This is a genomic window from Pseudomonas sp. ASL4 (assembly GCF_056680395.1).
Genome location: NZ_CM155280.1, coordinates 2,119,289 through 2,134,144, shown reverse-complemented (window position 1 = coordinate 2,134,144; position 14,856 = coordinate 2,119,289). Strand labels below are relative to the sequence as shown.

Genomic DNA, 14,856 nt, shown 5'->3' with positions numbered 1-14,856 from the left:
GTCAAGCCGCCTTACGTTGTTCAAACATCAGCCGCACGGCCAGTGCCGACAGCACAAACCCCATGAAATAACGCTGCACCGCGAGCCAGGTCGGGTTCTTGACGAACCACGAGGCGATCCCGGCGGCGAACAATGCAATCAGCAGGTTCACGCAGAAACTCACGCTGATCTGGGTCAGGCCAAGAATAATGCTTTGGGTAAACACCGAGCCATGTTCCGGGCTGATGAACTGCGGGAACACCGACAGGTAAAACACCGCGATCTTCGGATTCAGGGCGCTGGTGAGAAAGCCCATGGTGATCAGTTTGCGCGACGAATCCGGCGGCAATTGCTGGGCCTCGAACGGCGAGCGAGCACCGGGCTTAACTGCCTGCCAGGCCAGCCACACCAGATATAGGGCGCCGGCCCATTTCAGTACTTCATAGGCCATTGGCACGGCCAGAAACACCGCGGTCAAACCGGCCGCGGCAGCGAACAAATGAACGAAGAACCCCGCCACCACGCCAAGCAATGAGGTGACGCCGGCCTTGCGCCCCTGGCAGATCGAACGGGAGATCAGGTAGATCATGTTCGGCCCCGGCGTCAGGACCATCAGCAATGCAGCGGCGGTGAAAATCAGCAAGTCTTGGAGCGGGATCATGGGGCAGCCCTTTGGTCCTGTTTTGATCAGGCGATCGTGGTCAACGAGGCTCGATAAAACGGCAGGATCACGTCCCGTGTCAATGGCGCCAGCGTAAGGTTGCCGTCGGTAGCCGGATCGATCCAGCGTACCTCTTCGATCTCTGCCGCCGGCGAGACGTCTGAATCGATGCGTAGCAAGAACAACTCGGCCTGCACGACAAAACCCGGCTCGTTGGCGGCCGGTGCCGAAAACTGTCCCAGATAGGTGGCCTGCGCCGGGTCGACGACCAGGCCCAACTCTTCTTCCAGCTCCCGGGCCAGGGCGTGGGCCGGTTGCTCATGGGCTTCGATCTTGCCGCCCGGCTGCATGAACGCCTCGGTGTCGCGTTTGCGCACAAGCAACGTGCGGCCATCGGAACCGATCAACAGGGCCGCAGCGATACGGATGATGCGTGGCGAGGCAGCGACTGAAAGGGTCATGGATGGGGGTTGGCCTTGGTTAAAAGGCGCAAGAATAACCTGTGATGAGGGAGATTACCTGTGGCGAGGGGGCTTGCCTGTGGCGAGGGAGCTTGCTCCCGCTGGGCTGCGAAGCGGCCCTGAAAAGCTGGGGACTGCTGCGCAGTCCAGCGGGAGCAAGCTCCCTCGCCACAACAGCCGTCTGGCCACAGGTTCATTGTCGGGCATTACAGCAATGCCTCGCGTATACGAAATAGCGCGCTCCAACAGGGCTTCGACTTCCTCCGGCACTTTTACGAAGACGCTGTATTTGGCGCCTTCCATGGTTTCGAAGGCGATCAATTTGTCCACCAGCGGTGCATTCAGCACCTTGCCGGCATTGAGCAGCAACATGCCGTTGTCGGCGTTGAGGTTGCGCGCCAGGATCATCCCCGCCGCCAGATCCCGCGTATTCAGCACTTTGACCGAAGGGTCGGCTAACGTCACATCGCTCAGGTACGCGGCGCAGACGTGGATGAAATCCTCCACCAGTTCGGGATCGTAGAGACGCCCGGTATAGCTGCGGATATACACCAGCGCTTCGTCGCTGTTCATCTGCCGTTCAAGGATCAACCCGCGCTGCAATTCAATGAAATCCACCGCCAGTTTCAATAACCGCGAACCGAACGGAATCGCCTCCCCCTTGAGTCGGTCAGGGAACCCGCTGCCGTCCCAGCGCTCCTGGTGGTGCAGGATCAGACGGGCGGCATCCTTCATCGGGTCGAGGGTCATCAGCAGCGACTCGCTCTGCTTCGGGTACTCGCGATAACGGTCGCGGTCAATGTGATGGAGCATGTCCGACGGCGTGATCATCATGCTGTCGGTCCAGCTCAGCTTGCCGATGTTGTAGAGCGCGGCAGCCATGGTCAGGTCGCGGCTGGTGCCTTCGTCCAGCCCATGGAGTTTGCAGTACACCCGCACCAGTTCGATGATCTGGCGGTTGGTCTGCTTGGCCGGCGGCAGGCGCAAGTTAGCCAGCAGCGAGAACACCTCGGTGCCCGTGACATAGCTGTGTTTGAGCTCTTCATAGGCCAGGTCGAGCATGTCGGCGGTCTGTTGCAACTCGCAAGTGCGCGCCGCGACATGTTTTTCCAGGGTGGAATTGAGGGTTTTCAACTGATCGTTCTGTTGCCGGGTCAGTTGCACCAGGCGCACACGTTCGCGCTCGGAATGCTGATGGTCCAGGGCCTGGCGCAGGGTCAGGAGCATTTCCTCGTCGTTCCAGGGCTTGCTGATGTAGCGGTGAATCTGCCCGTCATTAATGGCCTTGATGATCGTCGGCAGGTCCGCGTAACCCGTGAGCAAGATACGCGTAGTCGTCGGGTAAATCTGATGGATGTGCGCCAGCAAGGTGGCGCCATCCATGTTGGGCATGCGCGCATCGGTCATCACCAGATTGATGCTGTGTTGCGCCATGATCTCCAGCGCCTGGGCACCGCTGGTGGCCAGCAGCACCTCGTAGGGTTGGCCGCGCAACAGCCGACGCAGGCTGTTGAGGATTGATTCTTCGTCGTCGACCAGCAACACCTTGGGTTTATCGGTCAAATTCGTAGGGAGTTGCTCTTCCATGGCGTCACCTCGAGTGAAACAGGGTCTTGCGTTATGTCAGGCGGCGACAAACATCCACTCTTGCCGGAGCCTGACCTACAGGCTAGATGATTTTCAGGAACTCTCGGTATTTCATTTCCCTGATACACACAAGCGAACTCCGGGTAAGGGGACTATGCTCAGCGAACTCGGATCCACAAATCTGTAACCGTTCGGCCAGGTGATCAGGGAAAGGATGCCCCTATGAACAGACCGTTTCGAACCGCTGTCGGCCCAGGCGTCTCCCTATGAGTACGCTACTTGCACGGGTCAACCGGCGAATTCTCATCGTTGACGATACCGCCACGATCCATAGGGATTTCGAAAAGATCCTCAGCCCTCAGTCAATCGAGGACGACGATCTGGACAGTACCGAAAGAGCGCTTTTCGGATCAACGGCTGCCATCACGTTGCAAAGCTTTGTGCTCGATTCCGCGTTTCAAGGCCTTGAAGCCCTGTACATGGTCGAAAACGCACTGGCCAACGACCTGCCCTACGCCATGGCGTTCATCGACATGCGCATGCCACCGGGCTGGGACGGCCTGGAAACCATCGAACGGCTGTGGCAAGTCGACCCCAAGCTGCAAGTGGCGCTGTGCACAGCGTATTCCGACTATTCCTGGGAAGACATCGACGAACGCCTGGAACTGGGCGATCGCCTGCTGATCCTGAAAAAGCCCTTCGATGCCATCGAAATCCGTCAGATGGCCAGTGCGCTCACCGCAAAATGGCAGATGACCGAAGACGCCGCGCTGAAAATGTCGCTGCTCGAACAAGCGGTCGAAGAACGCACTCTGGAGCTGTCCGACGCCAACATCATCGTGCAAAACAGCCCGACGATCCTGTATCGGCTGCGCGGCGAGCCATCGTTTCCGTTGATGTACATCTCGCACAACATCACCAAGTACGGTCACATCGCGGCCAAACTGGTGGCGTCGGCCAATTGGTCCAAAGAGCTGATTCACCCCGACGACCTGCCGAAGGTCGACACCGCCATGGCACGGGTGCTGGACCGCCATGCCGAGGGCGCCTCCATCGAATTTCGCATGCGCACTGGCGACGGTGCCTGGCGCTGGGTCGAAAACCGCTATATCCCGGTGCGCGACGCTGAAGGTCGGTTACTGGAAGTCGAAGGCATCATCCTCGACATTACTGAACGCCGACTGGCCGAAGAAAAAATCGCCCTGCTGGCCCGCACCGACGGGCTGACCGGGCTGGCCAATCGCGCGACCCTGATCGAACGGCTGCATCAGGCATTCGCGGCGGCGCGTCGAGGGGCGGCCGCCTTCGCGATTTTTTACCTGGACCTGGATCACTTCAAGCGCATCAACGACACCCTCGGCCATCCGGTGGGCGACTTGTTGCTGCAAGAGGTGGCCCGGCGGATCAAGGCCTGTGTGCGCGAAAACGACGTGGTCGCCCGGCTCGGTGGTGACGAGTTCGCCATCCTGCAACTCGATGTCAGCGACCCGACCCAGTCTGCGGCGCTGGCGGTGAAGGTCCGCGATGCGCTGATGCAGCCCTACTCCTTGGCCGGCAACGATGTCCGGGCCTCGGTCAGCATCGGCATCAGCAGTTGCACCGCGGAAATCCTCAGCGCCGACAGCCTGTTGACCCAAGCCGACATGGCGCTCTATCGCTCCAAGGAGCAGGGTCGCAACCAGTACCACTTCCATTCCGAGGAGATCAATCAGGAAGTGGTCGAGCGCATGACCATCGCCAGCGAACTGAAAACCGCCATCGAACACGAAGAACTCGAACTGCATTACTGGCCGGAAGTGGACCTGAGCACCGGCAAGATCCTCGGCATGGAAGCCCAGGTCACCTGGAACCATCCCACCCGCGGGATTCTCGAAGGCCCGGCGTTCCTGCCGGCCGCCGAAAAAACCGGGACTATCGTCGCCCTTGGCCACTGGGTGCTGGATCAAGCCTGCCGACAGATGCGCCAGTGGCGCGACGAAGGCATGGCGCCCCCGGTGATCGCGATCAAGCTGTCCCTGGCCCAGCTCAAGAGCGGGCCGGAACTGATCTATGACGTGCTGCGCACCACTGCGCGCTGGGAACTGTGCCCGTGGGACCTGCGCTTCGATGTCACTGAAGCGACCCTGGCCCAGACCAAGTGGACCCACAACGATGTGCTGCCACGGCTGCGGGAGCTGGGGGTGAAGATCGCCATCGACGACTTCGGCACCGAATATTCCTCGTTCGATTACCTCAAGACCTACCAGGTCAATCACCTGAAACTTGCCCAGGCGTTTATCGACACTGCCGCTCAGGACCCGGCCAGCGCGAACACCTTGCGGGCCATCATCAATTTTGCCCGTGAGGTAGGGATCGGCATCATCGCCGAGGGCGTCGAAACCCAGGAGCAACGCAGTTCGCTGATGGCCACCGGTTCACCGATGAACGCTCAGGGCTACTTCTTCAGCAAAGCGGTCAGCAGCCAACAGGCCGCCGAGCTGCTGAAGGCCGGCAGCATCGTGCCCTCGGGCACTGACAGCGACCGCACCCAGGACGATCCCCGGCGTTCCACGGAGGAAAACGGATGAAGTCGCCTTTCGTTCGGACCAACCGGCGCATCCTGATCATCGACGACACGCCGTCGATTCATCATGACTTCCGCAAAATCCTCGACCCCGACGCCGAAGGGGAACAAGACCTGGCCGGTACTGAGGAAGCGCTGTTCGGCACCCTGCCGCCCGACCGGCTGACCTTTGAGCTCGATTCCGCTTACCAGGGCCAGGAAGCCCTGGAACTGGTCAAGCGCGCCCGCTCCGAAGGTCGCCCGTATGCCTTGGCGTTCACCGACATGCGCATGCCGCCGGGCTGGGACGGGCTGGAAACCATCGAACAACTGTGGAAAGCCGACCCGCACCTGCAAATCGCGCTGTGCACCGCTTATTCGGACTACAGCTGGGAGGCCATGGCCGAGCGGCTCGAATTCGGCGACCAGTTGCTGGTGCTGAAAAAGCCTTTCGACAGCCTGGAAATCCGTCAGATGGCCAGCGCCATGACCTGGAAATGGCAGATGGCCCAGGACGCCGCGAATAAAGTGCTGAGCCTGGAACAGACCATCGAGGCCCGGGTGCACGAACTGCTCAAGGTCTCGCACTTATTGCAGTACGACGTCCTCACCGAGTTGCCCAACAGCACCTTGCTCGGTGACCGTTTGAACCAGTCCCTGGCCTTGTCCCGGCGCCATGACAGACAACTGGCGGTGATGTTTCTCGGGCTGGACCGTTTCAAGCGCATCAACAATGCCCTGGGGCATCCGGCCGGTGACGAGATGCTCAAACGGGTCGGGCAGAGCCTGGTGGCGAGCGTGCGCGAGTCCGACTCGGTGTTTCGCTACGGCTCCGATGAGTTCGTGGTGATCCTGGCGGACGTTCGCCATCCACAGCAGACCAAGGGCATCGCCGAAAAACTCTTGAATGCCATCCGTACTCCCCAGCATATCGCCGGCCACGACCTGAGCGTCACCGCCAGCCTGGGGATCAGCATTTACCCCGAGGATGGCCTGGACGCCATCGTGCTGATCAAGAAAGCCGAAACCGCGATGCGCAACGTCAAGGAAAACGGCCCGAACGATTTCAGCTTTTTCATTGACGAAATGAACCAGCGTGCCCGGGAACAACAGAGCATTGAATCGGGCATTCGCCTGGCCCTGGAACGCAATGAATTTGTGCTGCATTACCAACCAAAAATGGACCTGAGCAGTGGCCAGGTGGTCGGCGCCGAAGCGCTGATCCGCTGGAAAAAACCCGGGCAAGGCTGGGTCTACCCATCGGATTTCATCGCCGTGGCCGAAGACAGCGGCTTGATTGTGCCGCTGACCAAATGGGTGATGGCCCAGGCCTGTCGGCAGGCGTGTATCTGGCAAGAGGCCGGGCTGCCGAAAATCTGCATCTCGGTGAACGTGTCGGCCATCGACTTCCGGCAGCGCGACTTTGTCGATGTCATCGAACAGATACTGAAGCAGACCGGTATGGATCCGACGCTGCTGGAGCTGGAAATCACTGAAGGGGTGTTGATGCAGAACATCGACGCCACCGTGACCGCCCTGAACCGGATCAAGGCCTTGGGCGTGCGACTGGCCATCGATGACTTCGGTACCGGTTATTCCAGCCTGAGCTACCTGCGACGGTTTCCCATCGACGTGCTGAAAATCGACCAGTCGTTCATTCGCGGCTTGAGCCGCGACAGCAGTGATGCCGCCCTCGTCAACGCCATCATCAGCCTGGGCAAGAGCCTCAAACTGACCGTTATCGCTGAAGGCGTGGAGACCCTCGAACAGCTGGATTTCCTCAAGGCTCACCACTGCGAGGAAGGCCAGGGCTATTACTTCAGCAAAGCTGTGGCACCGGATGCGTTTGCACATTATTTGATGTCAGTGAAACCACTTCCATCTGCCCAGACATAAGCGACGCGCCACGACACACAGGCCAACCGCCAAGGAAATAACCGATGTCGCCCTATCGTGCCCACTTGCTTGCGATTTTATTGTTGGCGATCTCCCTGACCGCCACCGGCGCTCCGCTGGACGAACCGCTCAAACCGTTACCCGCCGCGCCACAGCAAAATCCGCTGCGGGTCGAACTCGGCCGGCAGTTGTTCAATGAGCCGCGCTTGTCGGTCAATGGCAGCCTGTCCTGCGCCAGCTGCCATCGTCTGGAAACCGGCGGCGCCGACAACAAACCGTTTTCCATCGGTTTCAACGGCCAACCGGTCGCCATGAACACCCCCTCGGTGTTCAACGCCACCCTGAACTTCCGTCAGTTCTGGAATGGCCGGGCCGACACCCTGGAAACCCAGGTCCACGAAGTGGTGCAGAGCCCCAGCGAAATGGGCAGCAACTGGGAGCACGTGGTGCAGACGCTGGCCACCGACCCGACCTATAAAACCGCGTTCGCCAATGCCTACCCGGACGGCGTGACCATGGGCAATGTGCAAAACGCCCTGGCCAGCTACGAGCGCACGCTGCTCAGCGCCAACTCGCGCTTTGATCAATACCTGCTGGGCAACACCGACATTCTCACCCTCGACGAAAAGTACGGTTATCTGCGCTTCAAGGATTACGGCTGCATTTCCTGTCATCAAGGGGTGAACATCGGCGGCAACATGTTCCAGAAATTCGGGGTCATGGGCGATTACTTCCAGGCCCGGGGCAACCTCACCGAGTCCGACCTGGGACGATACCTGGTGACCAAGGATGAAGAGGACCGCAACGTGTTCAAGGTCCCGAGTTTGCGTAACGTCGCCGTGACCGCACCGTACTTCCACGACGCCTCGGCGAAAACCCTCGAAGAGGCGGTGGATGTGATGTTCAAGTACCAGCTCGGCCGTGTGCCTTCGGCCGATGACAAGGCACTGATCATCCTGTTCCTCAAGACCCTGACCGGTGAATGGGAGGGCAAGCCGCTATGAAAATGTCGCGACGTCGCAGCATGGCCTTGCTGAGTTTTGTGGCGCTGGCCCTGGCCTCAATCCTGTTGTTCCTGTACCTCAAATCCAGCTCCGACCAGACCTCGACTTACACCGATTCCCGGGATTTGATCGGCCGGATGAAACAGCTCAACGCGCAATGGGAAACCGAGATTCTCAAGGCCCGGATCACCATCTATCACAACTACGATCCGCTGGTCACACCGCTGACCGAGATGACAGAACTGTGGGAGCGGTTCGACAGCATGGAGTCGGGCCACGGGCGCAATGACGCGGCCATGTGGAAAACCAGCCATGACGCCTACCTGGCCGCCATCCAGGAAAAGACCCGGCTGGTGGAACAGTTCAAATCCCACAACGCGGTGCTGCGCAACTCCCTGGCGTTTTTGCCCACTGCCGAGGACGACATCCAGCAACCCCTGGCCGAACTGGTGGATGGCGACAAACTGCAACTGCAGAACATCGCCACCGACACCTATGACCTGCTGCTCAGCAGCCTGGAATTTGCCCAGGTCACCTCTGACGACAGGGCCGCCGACATTCTGGTAGGCCTGAACAAACTGGGGGTGAACAAAACGCGGCTGCCGGAGCCGTTCCACGAGCCGATCGACATTTTGAGCAACCACATCGCACTGATCCTGCGCGAACAACCGATCGTCAACCGGCTGCTGGACAACATTGAAGCCGTTCCCGTGGCCGAACGCCTGGACGACATCACCGGCCTGTTGAACAAGGATCAGCAACAGGCCGACGCGGTTTATCAGCGCTATCACTTATACATGCTGGTGTTCTCGACGTTGCTGGTGCTGGTGCTGGTGTACCTGGCGATTCGCTTGATGCGCAGCTTCACCGAGATCAATCGCGTCAACAAAGCCCTGCAAACCGCCAACGAAGAGCTGGAGATACGCGTCGAAGAACGCACCCAGGAACTCAAGGATACCCAGAGCGAACTGCTCGACACCGCGCGCCAGGCCGGCATGGCCGAGATCGCCACCAACGTGCTGCACAACGTCGGCAACGTGCTCAACAGCGTGAACATCTCCGCCGATCTGGTCACCCGCAAACTGCGCAGCAGCAAGGCCTTGGGGCTGAGCAAGGCGATGCAATTGATCAACGAGCACCCGACGGACCTGGGCAGTTTTCTAACCGAGGATGCAAAGGGTAAATTGCTGCCCGGTTACCTTAATCAACTGGTGGACGCCATTGCCCTCGAACAACAGGGCATGACCGACGAGTTGGCGCAACTGACCAAAAGCGTGGACCACATCAAGGACATCGTCGCCACCCAGCAGTCCTACGCAGGCGCCAACAGCCTGATGGAGCCGCTGCACATCAGCGAACTGCTGGAGGACGCCCTGCGCATGAACTCCGGCGCCCTGACCCGGCACCATGTCACGGTGGTCAAGGAGTACAGCGAAGTGCCGCGGGTGATGGGCGACAAGCATCGGCTGCTGCTGATTCTGATCAACCTGATCAGCAACGCCAAATACGCGATGTCCGACCTGAGCAACCGCCCGCGCCAGATGACCCTGGGGGTGAAAATCGTCGACGACGCCACCCTGCAAGTCAGCGTCAAGGACGACGGTGAAGGGATCCCGGAGGAGAACATGACACGGATCTTCGCCCACGGTTTTACCACCCGCAAGGAAGGCCACGGCTTCGGCCTGCACAGCTGCGCCCTGGCCGCCATCGAGATGAACGGACACTTGACCGCCCACAGCGACGGGCCGGGCAAAGGCGCACAGTTCACCTTGCAGATCCCCCTGAAAACCGTAGCAGGTGACGCATGAGCGAACCTTCGAATCGACGCATTTTGTTGATCGATGACACACCGTCCATCCACGTGGACTTTCGCAAGATCCTCACCCCGAACCCGGTGCAACACGTGGAACTGGATGAGATGGAGGCCGCACTGTTCGGCGCCGCAGCGAAATCCGCCAGCGCATTGTTCGAACTGGACTCGGCGTTCGGCGGCCAGGAAGGCCTGGGCAAGCTTAAATTCGCCCTGAAGGAAAACCGTCCCTACGCCATGGCCTTCGTCGACATGCGCATGCCCGACGGCTGGGACGGTGCACAAACCATCGAATACCTGTGGCAGGAAGACCCGCGCCTGCAAGTGGTGGTGTGTACCGCCTACTCTGATTATTCGTGGGATGAACTGCTGGACCGTTTGCAGGCCCATGACCGGCTACTGATCCTGAAAAAACCGTTCGACAATATTGAAGTCCAGCAGATGGCCAATACCCTGCTGACCAAATGGGACATGACCGAGCGGGCCAGCGTGCAGATGGACCATTTGGGGCAGATGGTTGAGCGCCGGACCCGGCAGTTCAAAGAGGCCAGCGTGGAACTGCAACGGGAAATCGACGAACGCAAACAGCTTGAATCGCAACTGGTGCAATCGGAAAAACTCGCTTCGCTGGGGCAACTGGCCGCCGGTGTCGCCCATGAAATCAACAACCCTATCGGTTTCATTTCTTCCAACCTCGGCTGTCTGGACGGCTACTTCAAACAACTGCAGGAAATGCTCGATGCGTATCGAGGAGCCGAAGCGTCGATTACTTCACCCGAGGTGATCGAGCGGCTTAATGTGCTGCGCGAACGCGTCGAGCTGGAGTTCCTGCGTGAGGACATTCCGCTGCTGATCAAAGAGTCAAAGGACGGCATCAGCCGGGTCGGGCAGATCGTCAAGGACCTGAAGGATTTCTCCCGGGTGGATTCCAGCCAGGAATGGCAGTGGGCCAATCTGCAACAAGGCATCGAATCGACCCTGAACATCGTCGCCAACGAACTCAAGTACAAGGCCGATGTGGTGAAGGAGTATCAGGTGCTGCCGGAGATCGAGTGCCTGCCGTCGCAAATCAACCAGGTGATCATGAACCTGATCGTCAACGCCTCGCAGGCTATCGGGCCGGAACGCGGAGTCATCACCCTGCGTACCGGGCTTGAGGGGGAAACCGTCTGGATTGAAGTTGCCGATACCGGGTCTGGCATTGAGCCGCAGTGCTTGCAGAAGATATTCGACCCGTTTTTCACCACCAAACCGATTGGCCAAGGCACCGGGCTTGGGTTGTCACTGTCGTACGGGATCGTGAAAAAACATCACGGGGATATTTCGGTGCGCAGTGAAGTCGGCGCTGGCACAACCTTCAGAGTCGAGTTGCCGGTGCACCAAACCAAAGCCGCTGCCTGAACCCCGATTAAATGTGGGAAACATAAATCAAATGTGGGAGCGAGCTTGCTCGCGATAGCGGAATGTCAGTCACTATAAATGTTGACTGACACGGCCCAATCGCGAGCAAGCTCGCTCCCACAGGGTCATGCAACAGGTTGGGTTTATGTGGCTTCCTGGAAATCCATTTCCGGAGGCTGACGACGGAACCCGCCGGTGAGCACGGCCAGGTACACCACGCCAATCGCCAGCCAGCTCAGGCCAAGGTAAATCGCCAGGTGATCGAGGCTGACCATCAGCCACAGGTCCGCAACCAACCCAATGAACGGGAACACCAGGAACAGCACCAGTTCACGCGGGCCTTTCTTCTCGCCAGCGATCCAGTAATGGAAGATCACCGACAGGTTCACCAGGCTGAAGGCCAGGAACGCGCCGAAGTTGATGAACGAGGTCGAGGTGGTCACGTCCAGTTTCAGCGCCAGCAAGGCCACCACTGCACACAGCAAAATGCTGTTGACCGGCGTGCCGAACTTCTCATGCAAGGTGCCGAAGAACGACTTGGGCAACACACCGTCGCGGCCCATGGCGAACAGCAACCGCGAACCGCTGGCCTGGGCCGACAGACCCGAGGCGAACTGGCCGACGATCAGGCCGATCAGGAAGATCGACACAAACAAGTCGCCGCCAATGTTGCGGGCAATCTCATAGGCCGCCGAGTCGACGTTATCGAACTGGAACGCCGGATGGGCGATCTGCACGAAGTACGACACACCGACAAATATCAAGCCGCCGATCAGGGTAATCAGCATGATCGCCCGTGGGATGGTGCGGCGCGGGTCGCGGGTTTCTTCGGTCAGGGTACTGACCGCGTCGAAGCCGAGGAATGAGTAACAGGCGATGGCGGCGCCGCTCATGATCAGCGGCATTTGCATGTCGCCGTTGAAGAATGGTTTGACCGTCCATAGCGGTGTGCTCGCATCGCCGCCGATGTAATGGATACACAGCACGACGAAGGCAATCAGCACCAGCGCTTGCACCAGCATCAGCAAGGCGTTGATGCCGTTGGCCAGCTTCAGGCCGACGATGTTGATCGCGCTGGTGATGCCGATAAACGCCAACACCCAGATCCACTGCGGCACCGCCGGGAACGCGGAGTTGAGGTAAGCGGCGCCGATCAGCCAGATCGCCATCGGCAGGAACAGGTAGTCGAGCAACACGGCCCAACCGGCGATGAACCCGAGTTTCGGGCTGATGGCTTTGCGCACATAACTGTAGGCCGAGCCAGCGACCGGGAACGCGGCGGCCATGCGCCCGTAGCTCATGGCGGTGAAGAACATCGCCACCAGCGCCGCCAGGTAAGCGGCCGGAACCATGCCGGCGGTGGATTGAGCGAGGATGCCAAAGGTGCCGAGCACAATGATTGGCGTCATGTAGGCGATGCCAAACAGCACCACCGAACCCAATGACAGGGTGCGTTGCAAACGAGCCATGAGCGACTACTCCGAATTTATTAGATTTATGGCAGAGCCGAGTTCGGCGCAAGTTACGGGTGTTGCTTTGTTGTTCTGGGTTCAACGGTCCAGCAGGTGTGTCGTCTGTCAGGGCCTCTTCGCGAGCAAGCCCGCTCCCACATTTGATTTATGTCGTTCACAAATTGCATGTCCGCTGAAGATCCCCTGTGGGAGCGGGCTTGCTCGCGAAAGCGTCAGTCCAATCGACACAGAATCCGGATCAGTTCGAAGGAATCAGCAGCTCCCGCAATCCCGAAGCATGCTCAACAATCTCCCCGGGCAACTTCAGCCGCTGATCGTCCAGGTAGCGATAATCCTGCCGAGCCGCCGTCAACTGATTCAGGTCCAGTTCAACCGTAAACTGTCCCTCCTCCCGCCCGGCCTCGAACAGCAACGTGCCCAGCGGATCCACCAACGCGCTGCCGCCGGCAAACAACAAGCCGCCATCACCCGCTTCCACCCGGTTGACCATCAGCGCAAACGCCTGGTTTTCCTGGGCGCGAGCCATGATCGCGGTACGGTGAGTCGGGCCGTACGGGTCCATGTTGCCGTTGGTCACCAGCAGCAGCTCAGCGCCCAGTTGCGCCAAAGCGCGGGCGGTTTCGGGGAATTCGATGTCGTAGCAAATCAGCAGGCCGACCCGCACCCCGTTCCACAGACAAGTGGCGTAGCGATCACCGGCCTCGTAGACGCCGCGATCCGACGCCCACAAATGCGTCTTGCGATAGCGCAGGGCAATGCCTTCGGGGGTAATCAGCAGCGTGGTGTTGTAGAACCGGCCGTTGTCGTTCTCGGCCATGCCGACGACCACCGCAACCTTGCGTTCGCGGGCCGCATCAATCACCGCGCTGACGGTCGGGCCATCCAGCGCTTCGGCGACCTGGGCCGCGGTCTCTTCCGACGCAAAGCCCATCAAGTGGCCTTCAGGGAACATGATCAGTTGCGTGTCGACGGCGCAGGCAGCAATCGCCGCCAGTGCGCGTTCGAGGTTGTAAGCCGTGTCGTTGTCACGGCCCGCCAATTGGGCGAGTTCGACCTTCATGGGTATTCCTTGTTATGTGCGCCGGGGATGCAGAAAGATTGCCCGGTCGGTGTCTGTGCGCCAGTATGCGCAGCAAGCAACCGGCCAGGGAATTACGCGGCTGGGGTAACCCGATAGGGGTAGATGTATGACACTCTCGCTGGATGACATCGCCTGGCACCGCTCGGTGGGGCAACTGATCGACGCCCTCGACAAGCCCAATTTCTGGACGCAGCTTGTCCGGTTGCTGGATCAATACGTGACCTTCGACAGCTGGGTGGCGCTGCTTTTCAGCGCCGATCAGCACCCGCTGGTGTTCGCCGAATGCCCGGGCGAGGACGGCAGCCCCGATCAGTTGTTCCAGGATTACCTGCGCGGTTTGTACCTGCTCGACCCGTTCTACATCGCCTGCCGCGAACAATCGCGCACCGGGCTCTATCGCCTGTCGGAAGTGGCCCCCGAGCACTTCGAGCTGACCGAGTATTACCAGCGCTACTTTCGTCTGAATGTGGTGGCCGACGAAATCCAGTTCAATTGCCAACTCGAAGGCGACCGCACGCTGTGCCTGTCGCTGGGCAGCAAGCAGCGCTTCAGTGGCCAGCAGATTGCGTTGCTGTCGCTGATCCAGCCGTGGGTGCTGGGTTTGTTACGCCAGCGCCTGCCCTATGAAATCAACGAAGTCGTGGCCCTGGCGCCGGCACCACCGCAGGTCGACTGGCGGGTACAGCTGGAAGCCTCGGTGCAGCAACTCAAAGGTGCGCAGTTGACCGCTCGGGAGCTGGATGTCGGGCGATTGATGCTCAGCGGTTGCTCCAGTAAAGAAATCGCCCGTAAGCTGGAAATCTCCGTCGAAACCGTGAAAGTCCATAAGAAACACATGTACAGCAAGCTGGGGATCAAATCCCAATCCGAGCTGTTTTCGATATTTCTCCAGGCGCAGAATGCCTGAAATGGTTAACCGTAATTTCGGGCAAAACCATTGTGGCGAGGGGGCTCGCCCCCGT

At 59.6% G+C, this 14,856-nt stretch carries 10 protein-coding genes and 1 pseudogene; 6 read left to right on the top strand and 5 right to left on the bottom strand.

What is annotated here, in order from left to right; genetic code table 11:
- Position 1: 1 nt before the first annotated feature.
- The 3 genes and pseudogenes from AC1MEW_RS09650 to nosR all read right to left on the bottom strand — a co-directional run.
- Positions 2–640, bottom strand: a complete 639-nt coding sequence (locus tag AC1MEW_RS09650) for a LysE family translocator (protein WP_480426168.1) — start codon at positions 638–640, stop codon at positions 2–4.
- A gap of 26 nt (positions 641–666) precedes the next feature.
- Entirely contained in the window at positions 667–1,101 is a 435-nt protein-coding gene (locus tag AC1MEW_RS09645) for an NUDIX hydrolase (protein ID WP_201256391.1), read from the bottom strand.
- A 240-nt stretch (positions 1,102–1,341) separates the two neighbouring features.
- Positions 1,342–2,688 (bottom strand): annotated as a pseudogene (gene nosR / locus AC1MEW_RS09640) (response regulator c-di-GMP phosphodiesterase, NosR family); the annotation flags it as partial.
- 266 nt (positions 2,689–2,954) lie between these two features.
- Here nosR and AC1MEW_RS09635 point away from each other — a divergent pair.
- From AC1MEW_RS09635 to AC1MEW_RS09615, 5 genes are read left to right on the top strand one after another with little or no spacing between them, the layout of a single operon-like run.
- A complete protein-coding gene (locus tag AC1MEW_RS09635; protein WP_480426167.1) occupies positions 2,955–5,255 on the top strand; it encodes a putative bifunctional diguanylate cyclase/phosphodiesterase in 2,301 nt (766 codons plus the stop codon).
- A complete protein-coding gene (locus tag AC1MEW_RS09630; RefSeq protein WP_201256388.1) occupies positions 5,252–7,126 on the top strand; it encodes an EAL domain-containing response regulator in 1,875 nt (624 codons plus the stop codon). Before AC1MEW_RS09635 ends, AC1MEW_RS09630 begins: the two co-directional genes overlap by 4 nt.
- 44 nt (positions 7,127–7,170) lie before the next feature.
- Positions 7,171–8,130 carry a cytochrome-c peroxidase gene (locus AC1MEW_RS09625; protein ID WP_480426166.1) on the top strand — a complete coding sequence of 320 codons (960 nt, stop codon included), beginning with the start codon at positions 7,171–7,173 and terminating at the stop codon, positions 8,128–8,130.
- Positions 8,127–9,938 carry a DAHL domain-containing protein gene (locus AC1MEW_RS09620; RefSeq protein ID WP_480426165.1) on the top strand — a complete coding sequence of 604 codons (1,812 nt, stop codon included), beginning with the start codon at positions 8,127–8,129 and terminating at the stop codon, positions 9,936–9,938. The genes AC1MEW_RS09625 and AC1MEW_RS09620 overlap by 4 nt, the downstream gene beginning before the upstream one ends.
- Positions 9,935–11,341 carry an ATP-binding protein gene (locus AC1MEW_RS09615; RefSeq protein WP_201256385.1) on the top strand — a complete coding sequence of 469 codons (1,407 nt, stop codon included), beginning with the start codon at positions 9,935–9,937 and terminating at the stop codon, positions 11,339–11,341. The genes AC1MEW_RS09620 and AC1MEW_RS09615 overlap by 4 nt, the downstream gene beginning before the upstream one ends.
- A 143-nt stretch (positions 11,342–11,484) precedes the next feature.
- Here AC1MEW_RS09615 and AC1MEW_RS09610 read toward each other — a convergent pair whose 3' ends face one another.
- Positions 11,485–12,810, bottom strand: a complete 1,326-nt coding sequence (locus AC1MEW_RS09610; protein ID WP_201256384.1) for an APC family permease — start codon at positions 12,808–12,810, stop codon at positions 11,485–11,487.
- Between the two features lie 241 nt (positions 12,811–13,051).
- Positions 13,052–13,873 carry a carbon-nitrogen hydrolase family protein gene (locus AC1MEW_RS09605; protein ID WP_480426164.1) on the bottom strand — a complete coding sequence of 274 codons (822 nt, stop codon included), beginning with the start codon at positions 13,871–13,873 and terminating at the stop codon, positions 13,052–13,054.
- Between the two features lie 127 nt (positions 13,874–14,000).
- Between AC1MEW_RS09605 and AC1MEW_RS09600 the strand changes: the two genes are divergently transcribed.
- A complete protein-coding gene (locus tag AC1MEW_RS09600) occupies positions 14,001–14,801 on the top strand; it encodes a helix-turn-helix transcriptional regulator (protein WP_201256382.1) in 801 nt (266 codons plus the stop codon).
- Positions 14,802–14,856 lie beyond the last annotated feature (55 nt).

What these genes read in the sequence shown, in the direction of transcription:
- AC1MEW_RS09610 (WP_201256384.1), bottom strand. Translation starts at nt 12,810, where the DNA reads ATGGCTCGTTTGCAACGCACCCTGTCATTGGGTTCGGTGGTGCTGTTT.
- AC1MEW_RS09635 (WP_480426167.1), top strand. Translation starts at nt 2,955, where the DNA reads ATGAGTACGCTACTTGCACGGGTCAACCGGCGAATTCTCATCGTTGAC.
- AC1MEW_RS09625 (WP_480426166.1), top strand. Translation starts at nt 7,171, where the DNA reads ATGTCGCCCTATCGTGCCCACTTGCTTGCGATTTTATTGTTGGCGATC.
- AC1MEW_RS09600 (WP_201256382.1), top strand. Translation starts at nt 14,001, where the DNA reads ATGACACTCTCGCTGGATGACATCGCCTGGCACCGCTCGGTGGGGCAA.
- AC1MEW_RS09605 (WP_480426164.1), bottom strand. Translation starts at nt 13,873, where the DNA reads ATGAAGGTCGAACTCGCCCAATTGGCGGGCCGTGACAACGACACGGCT.
- AC1MEW_RS09615 (WP_201256385.1), top strand. Translation starts at nt 9,935, where the DNA reads ATGAGCGAACCTTCGAATCGACGCATTTTGTTGATCGATGACACACCG.
- AC1MEW_RS09620 (WP_480426165.1), top strand. Translation starts at nt 8,127, where the DNA reads ATGAAAATGTCGCGACGTCGCAGCATGGCCTTGCTGAGTTTTGTGGCG.
- AC1MEW_RS09645 (WP_201256391.1), bottom strand. Translation starts at nt 1,101, where the DNA reads ATGACCCTTTCAGTCGCTGCCTCGCCACGCATCATCCGTATCGCTGCG.
- AC1MEW_RS09650 (WP_480426168.1), bottom strand. Translation starts at nt 640, where the DNA reads ATGATCCCGCTCCAAGACTTGCTGATTTTCACCGCCGCTGCATTGCTG.
- AC1MEW_RS09630 (WP_201256388.1), top strand. Translation starts at nt 5,252, where the DNA reads ATGAAGTCGCCTTTCGTTCGGACCAACCGGCGCATCCTGATCATCGAC.